The sequence below is a fragment of the Haloechinothrix halophila YIM 93223 genome (assembly GCF_000504245.1).
In the GTDB taxonomy this organism is placed as follows: Bacteria; Actinomycetota; Actinomycetes; order Mycobacteriales; family Pseudonocardiaceae; genus Haloechinothrix_A; species Haloechinothrix_A halophila.
Map to the genome: position 1 here is coordinate 2979902 of NZ_KI632509.1, position 19035 is coordinate 2998936.

A 19035-nucleotide genomic window follows, 5' to 3' on the forward strand; every position below is an offset into this window, starting at 1 on the left:
CGAGCCCTCGACCGCATCCTGCGCCTTGTCCGTCGTCACGTAGCGTTCCCTTCCACCGGCCCGGACCCTCCGGCCCACCGATGATCATGGCCCGCCCACTTCCACAAAAGATCTTGCACCCCCGAAGGCCCGCGGCCACGGTGCTCGGCAAGCGTGCCGGAGCTGTGCGCACCGCCGCTCACCGGGGACTACGCACACTCGCGACCATCCTCGAGCAGGACGGTGTGACACATTTTGCGGACTCGGCGCTGAGGGATATGAGATGAGCACGAACCGTTCCCGCCGCATCGACCGGCGCACCGCAGAGCAGCTGCTCGGTGGTGCGTCCGCGTCGTCGCGACCCGCTGACCTGGAACCGCTGGGCGATCTGCTCGACGCGGCCTCGGGTCCAGCACATCCCGGTGAGCTCGCGGGCGAGCACACCGCGATGGCGGCGTTCCGGTCGGCTCAGGTCGATCCCGTACCTCAGCAACGGAGACGTTCCATGATCAAAACCGCACTCGCGACCCTGCTCACCGCCAAGGTGGCCGCCCCCGCCGCCGCCGCGGCCGCTGTCGGCGGCATCACCCTGGCCAGCGCCACCGGCACGCTCCCGCTACCCGGCGACTCCCCCGCCGAGCCCCCGGTCAACCCGGCGCCGACCAGCTCGGTCCCGGCACCGACCAGCACACCCGGCGGCCACGCCGACACCCCGTCGCCGTCGCTGATCGGACTGTGCCAGGCCTACACCTCCGGCGCGGACAACGAGCACGGCACAGCAACCGAGAGCCCCGCGTTCGAGGTGCTGATCACCGAGGCGGGCGGCGAGGACAACGTGGCCGCCTACTGCGGCAACGTCCTCGCCGAACGGCCAGGCAAACCCAGCAGCCTGCCCACCCAGGCACAAGACCGCGGCCAGAACCGAGGCGAGGCGCCCGAGACGCGACCAACCGGCGCACCCGAAACAGTGCCCTCCGAAACCGCCCGCCCCGGCAACGACGACAGCACCACGCGCCCCACCACCACCCAGGAACACCCCGACAGCCAACCCGACGACCCCACCGCGACACCGGACAACCCAGGCAGCGACTACAGCGAGAACCACGGCGAACAGGCCACCCGACCCTGATCTCAACACCGAAAAGGGGGACGCTCAACAACGAGCGTCCCCCTTCGTCATGCCGTGGGACCGCACGGCTGGAACCCAGCCGTGCGGTGCGCTGAAACGACGCGGAGACTACGCTTCGTCCGAAGCCGAGTTGTCGCTTGTCAGTTGACCTTCCGCAGGATGAACAGCCCGCGGTCCATCGTGCTGACGCCAATGACGTCCTGCTGGAAGTAACCGTAGTTGCTCCACGTGCCGCCCTCGAACGACGCGTTGTCGTTCTCCGGGTACACGTCGAAGAACGCGACCTCCTTCAGCGTGCCCATGCCGATCCGTGCCGTCTGGTACACCCGCAGCCCCGAGGTGTAGTTCGACGCGTAGGCCAGCTTGTGTTCGGTGTAAATGTTGTGGTCGATCGACGTGGTGTCGTTGTCGAACGTGCCGATGTGGGCCGGGTTGTCGAGATCGGTCATGTCCCAGATCCGCGTCCGGGTGTTGACGCCGTGGCTGAGTTCGTCCAGCTCGTCACCGTGCAGGAAGTACCGCTGATCGGGTGTGAACCAGCCCTGGTGGCTGTGGCCGTCCTCGGTGTACGGCATGCGCGCGATCGACACCGGGTTGGACTTGTCGGTGACGTCCACGATGGCGACGCGGTTCTCCACCTCGAACGGGTCGGCGCTGACGACCTTCGCGTTGGAGTTCACGCAGATCTCCCGCCCGGCGTAGTCGGCGTCCGGGCCGGAGTAGACGACGCACTGGGTGTCGTGGATGTAGCCGTGCTCGTCGAAGCAACCCGCGAAACTCGGGCTGGTCGGCGCCGAGATGTCAACCATGTGCAACCCGCCAGCGCAGTTGAGCGAGCGGTCCGGGTTGCGCGCACCGACGACGTAGGCGAACCCGGTGTCTTCGTTGATGTTGACGTTGTGCGCGGTGAAGTCACCGTAATGCGCGTCTTCGGTGAACGTGCCGCTCTCGGTACGCAGCCGCGTCAGATCGAAGACCTGCATGCCGTGCTCGAGCTGCTCGGACACGACGAAGGCGTGGTTGTCGTGCACCTTGATGTCGCGCCAGAACGGGCGGTCCGGATCCAGCGTGTGCGCCGGCAGCATACCGACGACGGTGGCGTTGGACGGGTCGCTGATGTCCACGAAGACCGTGCCCTCGGTGCCGCCGACGATCGCGTAGTCCTTCTTACTCGCCGGGTCCGTCCAGCCCCACATGTCGTTGGCGAAGCTCAGACCGAGGTCCTCCAGCCAGAGGTGGTCGAGCATGTCGATGCCGTCGCAAGGGTAGGTGCCTGCGGCCATGCCGTCGACACATTCCGCCTGCCCGTCAGGCGCCGCGGCGAGCTCGGCCTGCCGTTCCTCCGCCGTCGGAGGGGAAACCTGATCGAACGACTTCTCGTGGGCCAGCGCAGGTGGTGCGCCGAGGAAGGCCGCGGTGAGCAGCCCAACCGCTGTGATCGACAGAAACTTTCTCATGATTGCCTCCGGGGTAACTCCGGGGTCGGGGCATTCAAATGAGCTGCCGTATCACCCAATCGAGTAAACACGAATTTTACAAGCGGCTATTCGGGCGAAAAGTTCACGCTGCTCTTACTGGCGACGCCGCGCATGCTCCAAGCCGCATCGGGCATCCAGCCGTTCGTCGGCCCGGACAGCACGCGCTCGAAGCGATGCTCGCGGGCTTCGAACCGAAGGCGGGCCTTCAGGTACCGCCTTATGCCAACGGTCCCCGTCGGCACAGAACGATGTTGGTGTGGAGGGGGAAGGCGAGACCGGCCCGGTCGATATAAGGCCGGAGGGCGGAGGCGGCATCGGCGACGATCGCCGCACGGGTCGCGGGCTCAAGGGTCGCGACGCTGGGGACGGGAGCGGCACCGAGGAACGCTTCCACCCAGGCCTCAGCCGACGGGAACCTCACCAAACCCGCGCGCCGCTCGACAGACACATCATCGAAGCCAGCGGCCTCGGCGAGGCGTCCCACCTCAGTGCCGTCGCTGAGCCCGAAAATGGCGCCGATGAACCCGAGCAGGTCCGAGTCGTCGGGCCGGTGACGTCGAAACGCCGCCGCGATCGGAGCGTAGCCGGCGTCGCCGTCGTTGGTGGCGCACCAGGTAGCGAGCACCGCGCGGCCGCCGGGCACGAGGACACGGCGGATCTCTCGGAGGACGGACAACCGGTCGGGGACGAACTGCAAGCCTTGTTGGCACAACGCGGCGTCGAAGGAGGCGTCCGGCAGGCCGGTGCAGCGGGCATCCGCCTTTCGCCACTCGATGTCGACGTCGACACGCCGGGCGACGGCGAGCATGTCCTCGTTGACGTCGAGTCCGCACACGTATCCGCCTGGTGAGACGCGCCCGGCGGCGGCGCGGGCGACCATGCCGGTGCCGCAGGCGAGATCGAGCACTCGATCACCCGGCGCGAGGCCGGCGATGTCCACGAGCACGCCGGCCCACGGCTCGAACAGCGCGGGCACGAGGTCCCGTTCGTACCGCTCGGCGGCCACCGACACGCCCTCCCAGCCGTGTCCATGACGAGGCTTGGCCGCGGTGGCCACGGTTGGTTCCTCGCGGATTTCGTGAGTCATGCGATCACCATCCGGCTGGGCCGCGGAGTCGGCAAGGACAAGATCTGAACCACCAGAGCCGGGTTCACGATCTGAACTAGCGGTGACCGGGGAAGCGGCGCACACTGACCTCGTGCGCACCTACGGCCAGTTCTGCCCGATCGCCCGGGGATCGGAGATCATTGCCGAGCGGTGGACGCCGATCATCCTGCGCAACCTGCTGGTTGGGTGCCGCACGTTCAACGCGATCGCCGCGGGTGCACCCGGGCTGTCGCGAGCGCTCCTGACGCGGCGGCTGCGGGAGCTGGAACGAGCGGGACTGGTGGACATCTCCCCCAAACCCGACGGCCGAGGGTCACGCTACGAACCCACACCCGCGGCCGAAGCGATGTGGCCGGTGCTTCAGTCGCTGAGTGACTGGGCCCAGCAATGGACCGATCTCACCACCGAGCACGCCGACCCCGACGCCGTGCTGTGGTCATGGATCCAGTCGTACCTGCGCACCGAGTTGCTGCCGAAGCGACGAGTCGTGGTGCGCTTCGACTTCCACAACCGCGGCCGGCGGAACGTGTGGCTGCTCATCGAGCGAGGCGGCGCGGAGATCTGCCGGTTCGATCCTGGTTTCGGCGATGACGTCACCGTCAAGATCAGCGACCCCATCGCTTTCGCCCGTTGGCACCTCGGCGACATCGCATGGACCGACGCGGTGCGCTCGGGTGCGATCACCGTCGAGGGTCCCCAAGACCTGCGCCGAGCGCTCCCCACCTGGAACCGTGCGCCCGAAACCCACGCCGCAACAACCAGTCGCTAACGAAGAGGTTCCCACGGAGACATCGCGACACGCGGTTGACCTGCGATACGTTCGCGCGTAGGCAGATTAGCAAATTCTAGCAGTTTTGCTAACATCGTTGTATGCCCGAGATTACTCCTAGCGAGCTGCGCAACGACAGCTCTCAGATCCTGAATCGCGTGGAACGCGGAGAGCGCTTCACGGTCGTGCGGGGCAACACGCCTACCGCTGAGGTAATCCCCGCTCAGCGGCGTCAGTATCAAACCCGAGCCGAGATCGCGGCCGCAGTGGCTACCCTGCCCGCTGTCGACGCGGCACGCCTGCGAGATGACCTCGATACTTATGTCGACAGCGACGTCGTAGTCGATGAGTGAACCACCCTCCCCCGCCCTGCTGGATACGAACGTCGTCATCGACCTTGGCGACGGACTCGATCCATATTCCTTGCCGGACGGCGCGTTGTACCTCAGCGCGATAACGCTGGCCGAATTGTCCGCCGGTGTCGCTGCTGCCAAGACCGCCGATGATCAAGCGGCCAGGCTTCGCCGTCTGCAGTGGGTGGAGAGCAGCTTCGTCCCGCTTCCCTTCGACACTGCGGCCGCACGGTTCTACGGCCATGTCTTCGCACGGGTTCGAGCCGAGGGGCGCCAACCACGCCGCCGACTCGCCGACCTGCAGATCGCCTCCATCGCTGGCGCCCACGGATGGCCACTGCTCACTCGCAACCCGACGGATTTCGTTGGGCTCGAAGCACTGGTCACCATCACGGCCGTCTGATCACACGGCCGCGAGCTCATGCGGATGGCTTTTGCCAATTTGCCCGAATTTTTTCGTCACTCAAGGAGCAAGGCAGATCAACTCCTCGCAACAGCCACCACAATGACGCGTGTCATCGGTCGCGGTCTTGTCGTCCGTGCCGAACCGCGGTGCGGATGATGCCGTACGGGCTGGCGTGGCTTGGGCCAGCAGCGGGTCAACGATCCAGACCGATGTCCTCGTACCAGAGTGACGGTTCCGCCGCGATGAACTCGTTCATCAGCCGCACGCACTCCGGCAGGTCCAGCACCACGACCTCTACTCCGTGATCGCGCAGGTAACCCTCACTCGCCTCGAACGTGCGGTTCTCGCCGACAACGACGCGAGGAATGCCGTAGAGCAGCACGGCGCCCGCACACAGTTGGCACGGCGAAAGCGTCGTGTAGAGGGTGCTGCGATGGTAGGTGGCCGCGGCCAGCCTGCCCGCGTTCTCCAGGCAGTCCGTCTCACCGTGCCGGATGGCGCTGCCCAGCTGAACGCGGCGGTTCCTACCTCTCCCGAGTACCTCGTCCCCGGCTACGAGCACCGCACCGATCGGGATACCACCCTCGGCGCGCCCGAGACGGGCCTGCTCCAGTGCGAGCTCGAGGAACGCGCGATCGTCGGTCATCACACACCCACCTCGCCGGGCCGAGCCGGGACGCTCAGCATCCCGCTCCTCCGCGCCCCCGCGACCCGTCACTAGCGCCGTTCTCCACCGTGGCGAAGCGACGCTGGACGTCGAGGTCAGCCAGGAGACGAGCCGGGTAGCCGGGCCCGGTTCGTGCCACCACGTCGTCGGTGCGTAGCGGCTCCCCGCACCTCGCGCAGATCACTTCCGCGTACGTGTCCTCCCCACAGGTGTGATGGTGCAGGACGACCGGAACTCCCTCGTCTTCAGCGAGCCACTTGTCACCCCAGGCGTTGAGGGTGGCGAGGACGCCAAAGAAGTCCCGACCCTTGTCCGTCAGTAGATAGTCGTGCCGAACCGGATCGCTCTGATAGGGCCTCCGTTCGAGTAGTCCCGCGTCCACCAACCGCCGAAGTCGGTCGGTGAGAGTGTTGCGCGCGATACCCAGGGTCTTGGTGAATCCGTCGAACCGGGTCTCGCCGTAGAAGATCTCGCGCAGCACGAGCAGGATCCAGCCGTCGCCGAGCAGATCAACGGTTCGGGCGATCGAGCAGGGCCAGCTGTCGAACGAAGTTCGCCTCATGAGCCCATACCCTACCAAGTTTCATGATGGAACCCACTTGTTCGTCGGGGGTCGAGACCGCTAATGTGCCGGTAAGTTTCATCATGCAACTCAGGAGGAACGGATGAATCAGTCCGCGGATACACCGGCCACGATCACGCTCGACCGCGATGGCCACGTGCTGCTGATGGGGTTGAATCGGCCGAGCAAGCGCAATGCGTTCACTCAGGACATGCTCCGTGAGTTGTCCGCCGCGTACGGGCTGCTGGAATCTGACGACGAGCTGCGGTGCGGCGTGCTGTATGCCCACGGTGACCACTTCACGGGTGGCCTCGACATGGTCGACGTCGGCCCCGCGCTGATGGAAGGAACGAGCGTGTTCCCGAAGGGCGGCCGCGACCCGTGGCGGCTCGACGGCACATGGTCCACGCCGGTGGTGGCCGCCGCCCAGGGCTGGGTGATGACGCTCGGAATCGAGTTGCTGCTGGCCGCCGACATCCGCGTCGCGGCGCAGGACGCGCGCTTCGCTCAGTTCGAGGTGCGGCGTGGGATCTATCCGTTCGGCGGCGCGACGTTCCGCCTTCCTCGCGAGAGCGGCTGGGGCAACGCGATGCGCTGGATCCTCACTGGTGAGGAGTTCGACGCAACCGAGGCCCACCGCATCGGCGTGGTGCAGGAGGTCGCTGCCGACGGCACCGCCGCATTGGCACGAGCCACCGAGATCGCGCACGTGATCGCCGAGCGTTCCGCACCGCTGGGCGTCCGCGCCAGCCTCGAGTCCGCTCACCGGGCCAGGGAGCACGGGGATGCGGCTGCGGTCGAACAACTGCTGCCCGAGATCGGCCGCCTGATGACATCGGCCGACGGCGCCGAGGGCATCCAGTCGTTCATCGAGCGCCGCGACGCCGTCTTCACCGGCCGCTGAATCCCTCGATCACGGGAGACTCTCTCGTGCCAGCCCCGACCACACTATCCCTGTTCGACCAGATCGCAGCGTGCGAGTTATGTACCGCCGGCTTCCCCAAGCCGTAGCTGTGCCAGCACCGAGCTGGACAGCTCGACATCGTGAGGCAGCGCAGCCAGCTCGGCGGGGTCGATCTCAACACCGTAGCCCCGCACCGTGTCCGCCAGCGCACCCCAGTGCTCAGCGTCAGCCTCGTCGTACGTCTCGCCGGGCCTTGGCTCGTCGGGGCCAACCACCATACGCGCGGTCGACTCGATGTCCTCGACGGTCTGGTACGCCCAGATGTCGGCCGGGCCGGACGACGACCAGCCACGATCATCGAGCAGGGGAATCGCCTGCCCGTCAGTCGACTCGACACGCAGGTGCGCCGAACAGGAAACGCGGTCGCGGCGGGCGCGGCCGCATAGTTCCACTCGGGTGACAAGGCGGCACAGGCTGCCCGTAACAGGCGCAGTAGGCCCCTGCGGCGAACGCCGGGGTGCCCGGTCGGCGTGGGGATATTCGGCTGGCTCGGCGTCCGGGTCGAACGTCCCGCCGGGCTCGACGATCACGTCCGGCATGCGATCGTGTGAATCGCCGTCCTGCTTCATGGGGGTTCCTCCCCGCTGTGCTCGTTCGGTGTTTAGCACACGCGGCAGTAGCTGGCTACCCAGCCCGAGTTGTCCTTCTCGGCGGCGTTTCAGCGAGCACGATTGTCCAATGGCCACAGACGCAGTGGTGGTACCTCACCATGCCTTGGCTCGTGCGGTGGACGGAAACAGCGGCAGGCAGCGGCAGGCGGCAGGTGGGGCAGGTGTTGTCGTTGTGGTCATATCGTGAAGCGTGATGTAATGACCTTATGCATTTCAACCCTTACGGCGGTGTGGCGGCGCAGATCGCCGTTGACCTGGTGAATGCGGCACCAGCAGCTCCCGAGACGCTGTCCGCCCTCCTCCGGCGGCATGACTACAAGCCGCTGCACGCGGTCACCAAACAGGAGACCGCGGCCTTGAACGACTGGGCAGCCCGGCTGCGCGGTGTCTTCGAACTCGTCGACCCGCAGGCCAGGGTTGAGCTGCTCAACGAACTGCTGGCTGTCACCGCAGCACGGCCTTATATCTCCCAACACGACGAACGCGACCCGCATCTGCACTTCTCCGACGAACGTGCCGACGTCGTCTCCCGAGTGACCGCCTATACAGCCGCCGGACTCGCGCACGCGTTCTGCGAGGACAGTGGCCGCATCAGGGCATGCGCCCGCGAAGGCTGCCACACGGTGTTCGTAGACACGTCCCGCAACGCCCGCCGCCGCTTCTGCTCAACACGCTGCGCGAACCGCGTCCATGTCGCAGACCATCGACTGCGCGCCGCAGCCGCACTATGAACGCGAATTCTCAGCTGGAACTCGACTGGGCGGACTTGCCGTCCGCATAGAGGGCCTGGCGGAGAGCCTCCACCGGAAAAGGGGTCTCCCTGCTCTCGTCTTGGATCTTGACGTAGAAATCCGTCAGCACTGCCGCGAGCGGTGCATGGCGGGAGAGGATTGCCCTGGCTTCCTGAGGACCGGCCGGTGGGTCCTCCCCTTCCGCACATGCGCGGATGAGTGCAAAGCGCCCGTTCCGCTCGTAGCCGTATAGAGCAGTGATCAGCCAGTTCACCAGCCAGCTGACCGTGTAGCAACGATCGTAGGTCCGGTGCAATTCGAAAAAGTCGGACTCGGCTGGTGACAGATCAAACCGAGAGGAAAGAGCGAGGCCGTAGTCGGCGAAGTAGAGGCGCCGACCATCGGTCAGGATGTTCTCGAAGTGGGCGTCGAAGTGGAGAAGCCCGCGACTGTTCATGAAGGCGGTGCCAGCCGCCAACTCCCGTTCTACCAGGGAACAGGCGCGGTCGGCAGCCTCGTCATCGGCGTGTACCTGCTCGGTGAACCACTCGTGCAGGGTCTGAGGGATGTACTCCAGGAACAGCACGAGGCTCGCAGAGGACTGCTGGAGGGCCTCGATGCGACGGCGTACCTCCGGCCCGCCTCCCCAATAAGCCACGACCTGCTCTATGTCCGCGAGTTCCTCTGGAAGCGCAGGCGCCGCGTCCGGCAGCACGCGCCAGTGGTACATCATCGGAAACCCTTGGTACTGCCGTGCGAGCACCCAATTCGTGGTCATGGCGTGGACGGCGAGCTCTCGCCACGCCCCGAAACCAGGCCCGCCGACGCCGTACTGGCAGAAAGTGGGAAGCCCGAACAGGTTGGCCGTGGACCGAACATGCTCCGGCAGAAGCTCCATGTCCGTGAGCGGCACCCGCTTCACGACGACCGGCTTCCCGTCGACCTCCAGCAGCGCACATCTCCCACCAATACCGGAGCCAAGCGGTACCGCAGCGTCCACAAGCTTGACGAGTTGGTGATCACTTCGCAGGGCGAGTGCGGTGGAAACCATGCTGTACGCGGTTGCGCGTGCGTCGTGTGACATATCGGGTTGTTCGACCGCTACTTGCACCGGAACGTCGCCCCCGTTTCCACCGCGCACGTGATTGTCCACCAACTGCAGCTTCCGCACTGTACGTGAAGGTCGACGACACGTTCCGGGGTCCGCGGTAGCTACCACGGATCCCGGAACGCTGCTAGCACGGTCACCGCACGGATCGTGCCAGTCGGGCGGACGTCGGAGCCGGTGGGTCCAGCCGCAGCACCAGGTGGTGCTCCCCGTCGTCGTAGTACGGGGTGATGCCGCCTACCGCGCTGCCGCGTTCGTCGATCACCTCGCAGATGGCGTCGTTGGCCGTGGCCACCGGGGCGCCGAGCGATGATCCGGCATCCTCGGAATGCCCGGTCAGGCGTGAGCTGACGATGCTCTCGATGCTGCGCGCCTGGCCCCACGTCTTGACCCACCGGATGACGTCGTTCACGAACCGGCCGATCTTGTAGCTCCAGTCGCCGCTCGTTTTGACGTCGACGTGCATCAGGCGCGCCTCGGCTGAGACCAGTCGAAGCGGCTGGTCCGGTGCGTCCTCGGTAGTGAGGTTGGCGATAAGCGCCAGGTCGAAGTCGACCGTCACATTCGGGTTGTTGACGAAATCCGCGTCAGCCTTCGCCGTGATCCGATGTCCCGGCACGAAATAGAACAGCGACACTCGCTTCGAGCTGGGCACCACGGTCAAGTCCAACGTACTCGCCACGCCTGCCGGTGCCAGCTGTACGTTCACGTCGTACAGCTTGCCGCCCGACCGCTCCGCCACCAGCCGCTCGGCTTCCCGCGTCACGTCGTCCATGGCGGAGTTCCACGCGATTGAGAGTCCATAGAGGACGTTGAACGAGTCCAGCGGCGGTGTCTCGCCGCGACCGCCCCGCCTAGCCGCGGTGATGACGGTCTCGCCACCGAAACCACCCGAGTACCTTCCTGGTTCCTCCTCATCGGCGTCCGGGTCGGGCGGTGGAACGTCATCCGGCGGCTCGGGCAGCACCACGGACGGATCGGTGATGTCGGTCGTGTCCCTGGTCATCCCGTCGGGGGCGATATCTTCCCGGTACGCGGTGCCGCTGCTGGGATCAGGGCTGTCGTCGCTGCCGCTGACGACAGCATGCCACTGGCGACCATTCTGCGCGTCAGCGAGATATCCCGTTCCCCTGTCCGCGGAAGATCCCTCGGTTCCCTCGCGGTTATCGGGTGCCCAGTAGGCGTGAGCCGGCGTGCCGAATGCGACCAGCGCGGTGACGAGCAGAGGCACGACCAGCGCCACGGCGCGTGCCCTTTCCCAGCGCCGGCCGGAACGCCCCGACGAGGGGTGCGGACGGCTCGGCTTGTTCCTGGCATCGGTGGTCATGGCGGTCCTCCTTACGCGGCGCGTTAGCCATCCATGTCGAAGTCGGTCAGTGAATGCCCGTCCTCCACCGCGTCGAACTCGTCGGCGACGTTCTCGAATGTCGCGTGAGTGAAGTCATCGGACGTCGACGCGATCGCGTGCTCCGGCTCGGCGTCCCCGACGTCCGCGACCGCGTGCTCTGGCTCGGCGTCGGTGACGTCGGCGATCGCGTGTTCCGGTTCCGCATCCCCGGTCTCACCTGGCGCCGCGACGCTGTCGGGCTCGACCTCATTCAAGTCAGCGCCAGCGCCGAATTCGAAACCAGCGAAGTCCTCGTTGACGTCCGGCTCATCGCGACCGTCGTCCACCGCCTGGGCCGTGTCGCCATTCATCGTGACGACGCCGTTGATGTCGGTGGTCGAGTTCTCGCCGGTTGTGTGTTCAGCGCCAAGCGCGGTTGACGCGTTCCCATGCGAGGTGTCGGTCGATTCACCGTCGATGCCGTCGATCGTCAGGAAGGGGTCGGTGCTGCCCTGCTCCGGCTCTCCGGTCTGACCGAATACCGGTGGCGGCGGGGGGTCCGGTGGTGGCGGCCGGTCGGGGCCCTCCGGTACCGGTATCGGGCCATCCGGCCGCTCGGTGTCAGGGTCGTCCGGCGGGTACGGAGTGTCCCTGCCAGTCTGCGGGAACTGGTCGCGTGTCATCGTGCTCTCCCTTCGCGCTGCCGGTGACGATGGCCTTCTTCCTGAAACCGTGGCTCCGTGCGTTCAGCGCGCACATCGGGGAAGACCCCCGTCTCACCCGCCGCCCATAGGGGGCTCGGCTCAGGAGCGGTCGCTAGGGTCCGGTTTCGGGAGCAACCAGCCGAGTTGATCTCGACGGTCTACCGAGCTCGCCGCGTTGGAGCGCTTTCGATGCGCGGGGACGCGGAGCGGATGCACGATAGGAGAAATCAGTAGCCGCCGTCGCAGGCTAGGCGCCGCCCGGCTCATCGTGCCGACGGTACATCGCCGTCATGGTCTCGCTCGGGTCCAGTCGCTGCAGGATGGCGTCGGTGATCGCGGTCAGCTGGGTGATTTGTTCTGGCGTGAGTGCGTCAATGATGTGTTCGCGCACGGTGGCGACATGCCCTGGCGCTGCCTCCCGCACCTTCTGCCACCCTTCGGCGGTGAGCTGGGCGTTGGTCGCTCGACGGTCCTCGGGACAAGAAGCCCGCTCGACCAGTCCGCGATCCTCCAAACGCTGGACCACGTGAGACAGCCGCGGCAGCGTCGCGTTCGTCTGCGCCGCGAGCGCCGTCATCCGCAGTGTTCGGCTCGGGGCCTCCGACAGCATGGCGAGCACGTAGTACTCGAAGCTGGTCAAGCTGGAGTCCCTGCGCAGCTGGGAGTCGAGAACCCCGGGTAGCAGTTCGACGACCGCGACCAGCCGCACCCAAGCCGCGAGCTCGTCCTTTGTCAGCCACTTCACATCCACGATTCTGCCCGACAAAGGTTGTCGGAACAACTAAACGATCGTTACGATTACTTGTAGTGACAACTAAATGAGTCAGGCCGGGCGCCACGGTCGCTCACCGGCCACGCCCACCACTCACCCATCGCTATCTCGGAGGGATCGACCACATGCGCACTCTGCTGCACCCCGCCACCAGAACCCCCGTTCTGGCAGACCTCGCCCTGCTCGTCTCACGTGTCGCGCTGGGCGTCATCCTGATCGCACACGGCTGGCAGAAGTTCAACGAATGGACACTGAGCGGCACCGCCGCCGCCTTCGGTGACATGGGCATTCCAGCCCCCACCGTCGCCGCTACCTTCGCCACCGCCGTGGAACTCCTCGGCGGCGCCGCGCTCATCCTCGGCGTGCTCACCCCGATCGCCGCCGTACTCAACATGGTCATCATGCTTGGCGCGCTGCTGCTGGTACACATCGGGAACGGTGTGTTCGTCGATGACGGCGGGTTTGAACTCGTCCTCGCTCTCGTCGCCGGGTTGCTCACCATCGCCGTACTCGGCGCGGGCAAGTTCAGCATCGACGGCATCGTGCGCCGCTCCTCGTCCACCACCACCGCGGCAGCTACCCGATAACCGCGCACGGCCGACCGCGGCGCTACGTTCACGTCGGCCGCGGGCCGCGGTCGGCCTGCTGATACCGGTTCAGCGCGGTGACATCTCGCTAGGCGCTGGGCCGGTTGATTCGGGTGAGCGCCGTTTCGTGGACGACGAGATCGGCGCGATTGGCGAGCACCATCCGGACAAGGCGCACCGAGGTGAGCGCTGGCGCGGTGGCCTGGATCGTCGTCAGGGCGACCCGGGCCGCGTCGTCCATGGGGTAACCGAACGCTCCCGTGGAGATGGCGGGGAAGCCGATCGAACTGAGTCCGTGGTCCTCGCCTCGTTGCAGCGCGCAGTGGTAGCAGGATGCGAGCAGTTCGTCGGCCGGTTCGTCGACGCCGTACACCGGGCCGAGACAGTGGATCACATGCGGGTTGGGCAAGCCGTGTCCACCGGTGATAACGCACTCCCCTGGACGCAGCGGCGCGAACGGTCGGCACTCCTCGGCGAGGCCAGAGCCAGCGGCCCGGTGGATCGCGCCCGCGACCCCGCCCCCGGTCTGGAGTTCGGCGTTAGCCGCGTTAACGATGGCATCGAGATCCCTCTGGCCGACGATGTCCCCGGCGACCAGCTCGACACGGACATTCCCGAAGTTGGTCACTGCCATCGCTCACCTCACCTGACTGCTTGCCGTGTGACGTGGCCGTGCCCGCGAGGTGCTCAGTTCACGCCAGTTCGACTCAAGCCGTCGGCCGCTGCCTACATGAGTCAGCGTAGGTGCTCGTCGGGTGACTCGCCTCCCACCAACGGGCACCGTGCTGATCGGCTGAGACCGAGCCCGCCAAGAACACGATCATCGGTTGGCTGCCAGCGCGATCGCGATCTGCGTCAGTCCGAGCGGCAGGCTTCGCAGCGCGGCCAAATCAGCTAATTCCCGGTGAGCTGGTTCTTGGCGCCGTCGATGTCGGCAATCAGCCACGGGTCGACCGGCTGATCCTGGCGGAGGACACTGACGGAACCGTTGCGTTCCAGGATTACGCACTGCACCTCCGCCAGGCGGCGTATGCCGGCACCTCGCAGCACCTGCCGGAGCTCGTCCTCAACCACGTGTGCCTTGCGCATGTTGTCGTGTAGCAGCCGTGGCCCTGCCATGAGCAGCACCGGTTGCCGGTTCATCAGCCGGTCCATGCCGCGCCACTGCCGGAGGAGACCGAGCAGGCCCTGCGTGACGAAGAAGGTGGCCAGCGCGACCACCCCGATCGCCAGCGTCGGTATTTCCAGCAGCACGGTCCGCCCCATCACCGCACCGAGAGCGATGACGCACCCGAGGTCGAAGCTGGACATGCTGGCGAGGCTGCGCTGTCCGATGAGTCGCACCAGGATGATGAAGGCCAGGTAGATGCCAACGGTGGTGATGACGACTGTCGCGGCGGTTGACGCGCTGATCGTGAACTGCTCGGTCACTCGCTTCCTCCGTGCGTACCTCGCGGACGATGAGCGCGAGCGTATCCCTGGTAGTGGCCAACCGCCTGCTTGACGGCAGCATCTGAATGGCAACTCCGTGGCCGCACCGCCGGCGACCTACCTCGGCCTATGCGAGACGCGCGGCCCGTCATTGACCATTGCATACCGGATATGCATACTCGGTATCCATGTCGGTGAAGCATGGCCTGCTGGCGTTACTCCAGGACGGGTCGAAGTATGGGTACCAACTGCGCGCGGAGTTCGAATCGGCTACCGGAGCCACCTGGCCGCTCAACATCGGCCAGGTCTACTCGACCCTGGCCCGGCTGGACCGGGACGGCCTGGTCGAAGCCGTCGGCGCCACGGGAGACGAGGACGACGACACTCGGTCGCGGTATCGGATCACCGACGCCGGGCGGGCGGAGCTGCACGGCTGGTTCGACACCCCGGTCGCCCGCCGTGACCGGCCGCGCGACGAGCTGGCGATCAAGCTGGCGCTGGCGGTCGCTGTGCCAGGGATCGACGTCCGCGCCATCATCCAACGCCAGCGCACCACGACGATGCGATCGCTGCAGGAGTTGACCACCCTCAAGCGCAACGCCGCCGCGGACGACGTGTCCTGGCTGCTCGTCGTGGAGTCGATGATTTTCGCGGCCGAGGCAGAGATCCGCTGGCTCGATCACTGCGAGGCCATGCTGGTCCGCGTTGCCCGGAAACCAGCGGGCGGCAGCACGGGTACATCCGACCCCGCGGGCCTGGCCGGACCCGACGCGATTGGAGCACCTCGATGACAGCCACCGCGCCGAGTCCGCACCCTGCCGGGACCGCCACCGGAGCCTATGTCGATCTCCGCGCGCTGACTCGAACGTTCGGCGAAGGGGAAACGGCCGCGCACGCGCTGCGCGGCGTGAGCCTCACGATTCAAGCTGGTGAGCTCGTCGCGGTGATGGGGCCGTCAGGGTCAGGGAAGTCCACGCTGCTCACCTGCGCGGGTGGCCTTGACCTGCCGACGAGCGGCGCGGTGCTTGTCGGCGGCGTCGACATCACCGCGCTGAGCCGAAGTGCTGTCGCCGAACTCCGGCGGCGGCGGATCGGCTATGTCTTCCAGGACCTGAACCTGATTCCCGCACTGACCGCGGTGGAAAACGTCGCCCTGCCGCTCGAGCTTGACGGCATCCGTGCCCGCACGGCGCGACGGATGGCCGCCGATGCCCTCGACGAAACAGGTATCGGGAAGCTGGCCGAGCGATTCCCGGACGACATGTCCGGCGGCCAGCAGCAGCGGGTGGCGATCGCACGGGCGATCGTCGGCGACCGCCGAGTGCTGCTGGCCGACGAACCCACCGGAGCGCTTGACTCGGAGACAGGGGACACGGTGCTGCGGTTGCTGCGGGACCGCTGCGACTCGCACGGCGTCGCCGGAATGCTGGTGACCCACGAAGCCCGGCACGCAGCATGGGCCGACCGGATCGTGTTCTTGCGCGACGGTGTGCTTGTCGACGAGTCCGGTCCTACCCCTAGCATCGAGACCCTGCTGGACGAGTCATGACCGGCTGGCGGACGGCACTGTGGATCGCGTGGCGGACGGCACGCCGCTCCCCGGGCCGCACAGTGCTCATTGCCGCACTGATCGGCGTGCCCGTCGCGGCGGCGGTGTTCCTGGCCATCCTGCTACGCACCACCAACCCGAGCGGCGAGCGACTCGCCGACATCGAAATGGGCACCGCCGACGCCGCTGTCCAGGTCACCGAGTACTCGTCGGTGCGGCTCGAACCCCATGTGTGGGGTAGCGAGCTGAGCTGGCAGCCGCGGTCGGAGAAGACCCCTACCAGACCAACGGACGACGTCGATGTGCCGTCGCTCCTTCCGGCAGGCACGACCGTCACCCCGGTGGCCGAGACGTCGGCATCGGTGACGGTCGACGGGGTGCGGGCAACCTACGACGTCCGGCTCCTCGACGGGACGCTTCCGCTGAACGACGGCCGGTTCCGGCTGGAGGCGGGACGGATGCCCGCCGAGCCGGGCGAGGTCGCCGTCAGTGACCCGCTCGCGACCCGCTACGGCTGGTCCGGCGAAGATCTCAAGGCCGGAGCCGCACTGACCACAACGGACGGACAGCGCTACACCGTCACCGGGATCGCCTCACCGATCAGGGGTATCGGCTACCGGATCATCTGGGCACCGCCCGGCTCGCAGCTGTTCGCCAACGGGCAGGAGCCGCAGCGCTACCTCGCGGACCTGCCCGCCGACGCCGACGTGGCGGCACTCCAGCGCTCGCTGGCGCGCACCGGTGTTGTGCTCACGCCGAGGGCGACGGTCGTCGACCCGCCATCTGACTCCGCGAGCGGCTGGGAACAACCACAGATGGTCGCGCTGCTGGCGTTGTTCGTCGGCTTCGGGGTACTGGAGATCGTGCTGCTCGCCGGTGCGGCGTTCGCGGTCGGTGCCCGCAGGCAGGTGCGCGAGCTCGGACTCGTCGGCGCGCAAGGCGGAACCGCGCGCGACGTCCGCCGGATCGTGCTCGCGCAGGGATTGGTGCTCGGCGCCGTCGGCAGCGTGGCAGGGGCCGTGGCAGGGGCCGGTGTCGCCGTCGCGGGGCGGCCGCTGTGGGAGCGGGCCACCGACATGGCGATCACCGGCTGGGACTTCCCTATCGTGGTGATCCTCGCGGTGGTGGCGATCGGGATCGTGGCCGGGCTGGGGGCGGCGATTGTCCCGGCGCGTACGGCGTACCGGATGCCGGTGGTGGCCGCGCTCAACGCCCGGTTCCACGCCGAGAGCCTGCGCACCCGAATCCCCCTCTGGGGCGTGCTCCTCGTGGCCGCTGGGATCGCCGCCGTAGCCGCCGGGTCGGCCCTGCTCGGCTCCGAGTTCGCGGCTCAGACGGCGCGCTACCCCAATGGGTCCGGGTCCGGGTCCGGGGTGACGCCAACCGGACCGATCGCCCTCGTGCTGCTCGGCATCACGTTGGTGGTCGCCGGGCTGGTGTGGATTCTGCCCCGGCTGGTCGCCACCGTCGCCAGGATCGGTGCAGCGATGCCGCTGTCGGTCCGGTTGGCACTGCGCGACGCCGGGCGGCACCGGCACCGCACCGGCCCTGCCGCCGCGGCGATCATGATGGCGGTGGCGGCGTCGGTCGCGATGTCGTACGCGCTCGCCAACCAACTCGCCGACGACAAGCGGCACTATGTCCCGGTGACCCGGCACGGCGACGCGGTGCTGCCCGTCAAGTCCCCGGCCGACGACCCATACCAGCCGGCCCCGACCTACAGCACGGACCTGCTCGACCGGCTGACGGCGGAGCTGCCGGTGGAGCGAACATTCCAGAGCGGCGCGCTGTTCCGGCCCGCGACGCCCGGCTCTGCCACGATCTCTGAGGAGCAGCTGCCAGGTGCCCAAGTCACGACCCCCGGCGGCTGCGGAGTCGGGTGCATGAGCGCCGACCCGGTTCGCGTGATCGACCCGGCGATGCTGGGGAGATTGGCCGGTGACGCCGCCAGGGACGAGACCGCCGCACTCCGGGCCGGGAACGTGGTGGTGGCATCGGCCGACTCGATTCGCGACGGCACAGTACGCGTCGACCTGGCTCCAGAGGCGGCACCACGGAAGCGACAGCGGATCCCCGCCGTCGTCGCCACCGGCTTGCCGCGAACGGAACTGACGACCTCCCCATTGATCAGCCCGGAGACCGCCCGGCGGCTCGGCGACGTCCGGATCGACACCATCACCTTCGCGCTGAGCCGGGAACCGACCGGCGATGAACTGGCGGCGGCGGCCCGCATCACCGGATACGATGACGCGCTACGCGTGGAACGCGGTTTCGAGGACTACGGCAACATGGCGATGCTGATCGTACTCGGTGCCGCGGGTGTAGTGACGCTGCTCGGCACCGGTATCTCCATCGCGCTCTCGGCCGCCGAGGGCCGCGCGAACCTCGCCACGCTGGCGGCGGTCGGCGCCCAGCCCGGCCGCAGGCGCCGGCTCGCCGCGGCCCAGGCGTGGCTGATCGGCGAGCTCGGCTGTCTGCTCGGCATCGGCGTCGGCTCGCTGTACGGCTACACCGCACACGTGGCGATCGGCTCGCCGTACCTGGCCGTCCCGTGGACGACACTCGCCGGGATCGCGGTCGCCGTGCCACTGTTCGCCGCCATCCTCGCCTGGCTACTCACCCGATCCCGGCTGCCGATGATCCGGCGCGTCGAGTGAGATCACGTCATCACTATGGCTGACCCATACCGGTGATGACTGTTTCCGTCCGATTGACCGAATCGCTCAGGCAGGTTCACGCTGAGTGTCGGATCAACAGCACCGTGCTGCGACGACGTCGAAGGGCTTCAGATGTCTGCGGC

At 67.2% G+C, this 19035-nt stretch carries 21 protein-coding genes; 10 read left to right on the plus strand and 11 right to left on the minus strand.

Translation table 11 applies throughout. The annotated features are described in order from the left end of the window. Positions 1-262 precede the first annotated feature (262 nt). Entirely contained in the window at positions 263-1108 is an 846-nt protein-coding gene (locus AMYHA_RS13635) for a hypothetical protein (RefSeq protein WP_051399880.1), read from the plus strand. 140 nt (positions 1109-1248) lie between these two features. Here AMYHA_RS13635 and AMYHA_RS13640 read toward each other — a convergent pair whose 3' ends face one another. After that, positions 1249-2565 (minus strand): choice-of-anchor B family protein, encoded by a 1317-nt coding sequence (locus tag AMYHA_RS13640; protein ID WP_034271525.1) that lies wholly within the window; start codon positions 2563-2565, stop codon positions 1249-1251. A 238-nt stretch (positions 2566-2803) separates the two neighbouring features. Then, entirely contained in the window at positions 2804-3673 is an 870-nt protein-coding gene (locus AMYHA_RS13645; RefSeq protein ID WP_051399881.1) for a class I SAM-dependent methyltransferase, read from the minus strand. A gap of 112 nt (positions 3674-3785) precedes the next feature. On the opposite strand from AMYHA_RS13645, the gene AMYHA_RS13650 reads away from it, so the two are divergent. The 3 genes from AMYHA_RS13650 to AMYHA_RS13660 all read left to right on the plus strand — a co-directional run bounded on the left by AMYHA_RS13650 (position 3786) and on the right by AMYHA_RS13660 (position 5219). Next, entirely contained in the window at positions 3786-4463 is a 678-nt protein-coding gene (locus AMYHA_RS13650) for a winged helix-turn-helix transcriptional regulator (RefSeq protein ID WP_034277171.1), read from the plus strand. Between the two features lie 101 nt (positions 4464-4564). Beyond that, positions 4565-4816, plus strand: a complete 252-nt coding sequence (locus AMYHA_RS13655; protein ID WP_034271527.1) for a type II toxin-antitoxin system Phd/YefM family antitoxin — start codon at positions 4565-4567, stop codon at positions 4814-4816. Further along, entirely contained in the window at positions 4809-5219 is a 411-nt protein-coding gene (locus AMYHA_RS13660; protein WP_034271529.1) for a type II toxin-antitoxin system VapC family toxin, read from the plus strand. Before AMYHA_RS13655 ends, AMYHA_RS13660 begins: the two co-directional genes overlap by 8 nt. Before the next feature lie 196 nt (positions 5220-5415). On the opposite strand, the gene AMYHA_RS13665 is transcribed toward AMYHA_RS13660, so the two are convergent. Further along, the gene (locus AMYHA_RS13665) at positions 5416-5868 is read right to left on the minus strand and encodes a nucleoside deaminase (RefSeq protein WP_034271530.1); all 453 of its coding nucleotides are present in this window, start codon (positions 5866-5868) and stop codon (positions 5416-5418) included. A 34-nt stretch (positions 5869-5902) separates the two neighbouring features. Further along, the gene (locus AMYHA_RS13670; RefSeq protein ID WP_051399882.1) at positions 5903-6451 is read right to left on the minus strand and encodes a winged helix-turn-helix transcriptional regulator; all 549 of its coding nucleotides are present in this window, start codon (positions 6449-6451) and stop codon (positions 5903-5905) included. Between the two features lie 103 nt (positions 6452-6554). Between AMYHA_RS13670 and AMYHA_RS13675 the strand changes: the two genes are divergently transcribed. Beyond that, on the plus strand, positions 6555-7355 hold the full coding sequence (locus AMYHA_RS13675; RefSeq protein ID WP_034271532.1) for a crotonase/enoyl-CoA hydratase family protein: 801 nt from the start codon (positions 6555-6557) through the stop codon (positions 7353-7355). Between the two features lie 77 nt (positions 7356-7432). On the opposite strand, the gene AMYHA_RS13680 is transcribed toward AMYHA_RS13675, so the two are convergent. Further along, on the minus strand, positions 7433-7984 hold the full coding sequence (locus AMYHA_RS13680) for a hypothetical protein (RefSeq protein ID WP_051399883.1): 552 nt from the start codon (positions 7982-7984) through the stop codon (positions 7433-7435). Positions 7985-8232: 248 nt separating this feature from the next. Between AMYHA_RS13680 and AMYHA_RS13685 the strand changes: the two genes are divergently transcribed. Further along, positions 8233-8757 carry a CGNR zinc finger domain-containing protein gene (locus tag AMYHA_RS13685; protein WP_034271534.1) on the plus strand — a complete coding sequence of 175 codons (525 nt, stop codon included), beginning with the start codon at positions 8233-8235 and terminating at the stop codon, positions 8755-8757. Positions 8758-8767: 10 nt separating this feature from the next. Here the strand turns inward: AMYHA_RS13685 and AMYHA_RS13690 are convergent, their stop codons facing one another. The 4 genes from AMYHA_RS13690 to AMYHA_RS13705 form a co-directional block, all read right to left on the minus strand. Then, the gene (locus tag AMYHA_RS13690) at positions 8768-9928 is read right to left on the minus strand and encodes a protein kinase family protein (RefSeq protein ID WP_231104743.1); all 1161 of its coding nucleotides are present in this window, start codon (positions 9926-9928) and stop codon (positions 8768-8770) included. A 73-nt stretch (positions 9929-10001) separates the two neighbouring features. Beyond that, on the minus strand, positions 10002-11192 hold the full coding sequence (locus AMYHA_RS13695; protein WP_034271536.1) for a hypothetical protein: 1191 nt from the start codon (positions 11190-11192) through the stop codon (positions 10002-10004). A gap of 23 nt (positions 11193-11215) precedes the next feature. Continuing rightward, positions 11216-11875 (minus strand): hypothetical protein, encoded by a 660-nt coding sequence (locus tag AMYHA_RS13700; protein WP_034271538.1) that lies wholly within the window; start codon positions 11873-11875, stop codon positions 11216-11218. A gap of 268 nt (positions 11876-12143) precedes the next feature. Then, positions 12144-12641, minus strand: a complete 498-nt coding sequence (locus AMYHA_RS13705) for a MarR family winged helix-turn-helix transcriptional regulator (RefSeq protein WP_231104745.1) — start codon at positions 12639-12641, stop codon at positions 12144-12146. 152 nt (positions 12642-12793) lie between these two features. Here AMYHA_RS13705 and AMYHA_RS13710 point away from each other — a divergent pair, with 152 nt between their 5' ends. Then, positions 12794-13255: a DoxX family protein gene (locus AMYHA_RS13710; protein ID WP_034271543.1), complete on the plus strand. Its 462-nt coding sequence runs from the start codon at positions 12794-12796 to the stop codon at positions 13253-13255. 88 nt (positions 13256-13343) lie between these two features. Here the strand turns inward: AMYHA_RS13710 and AMYHA_RS13715 are convergent, their stop codons facing one another. Both AMYHA_RS13715 and AMYHA_RS13720 read right to left on the minus strand, forming a co-directional pair. Next, on the minus strand, positions 13344-13889 hold the full coding sequence (locus tag AMYHA_RS13715; RefSeq protein ID WP_034271545.1) for a macro domain-containing protein: 546 nt from the start codon (positions 13887-13889) through the stop codon (positions 13344-13346). 260 nt (positions 13890-14149) lie between these two features. Then, positions 14150-14686, minus strand: a complete 537-nt coding sequence (locus tag AMYHA_RS13720; RefSeq protein WP_051399884.1) for a DUF421 domain-containing protein — start codon at positions 14684-14686, stop codon at positions 14150-14152. Between the two features lie 188 nt (positions 14687-14874). Here AMYHA_RS13720 and AMYHA_RS13725 point away from each other — a divergent pair, with 188 nt between their 5' ends. From AMYHA_RS13725 to AMYHA_RS13735, 3 genes are read left to right on the plus strand one after another with little or no spacing between them, the layout of a single operon-like run. After that, on the plus strand, positions 14875-15477 hold the full coding sequence (locus AMYHA_RS13725; RefSeq protein ID WP_051399885.1) for a PadR family transcriptional regulator: 603 nt from the start codon (positions 14875-14877) through the stop codon (positions 15475-15477). Next, positions 15474-16235 carry an ABC transporter ATP-binding protein gene (locus AMYHA_RS13730; protein WP_051399886.1) on the plus strand — a complete coding sequence of 254 codons (762 nt, stop codon included), beginning with the start codon at positions 15474-15476 and terminating at the stop codon, positions 16233-16235. Before AMYHA_RS13725 ends, AMYHA_RS13730 begins: the two co-directional genes overlap by 4 nt. Next, positions 16232-18892 (plus strand): FtsX-like permease family protein, encoded by a 2661-nt coding sequence (locus AMYHA_RS13735; protein WP_034271547.1) that lies wholly within the window; start codon positions 16232-16234, stop codon positions 18890-18892. The genes AMYHA_RS13730 and AMYHA_RS13735 overlap by 4 nt, the downstream gene beginning before the upstream one ends. Positions 18893-19035 lie beyond the last annotated feature (143 nt).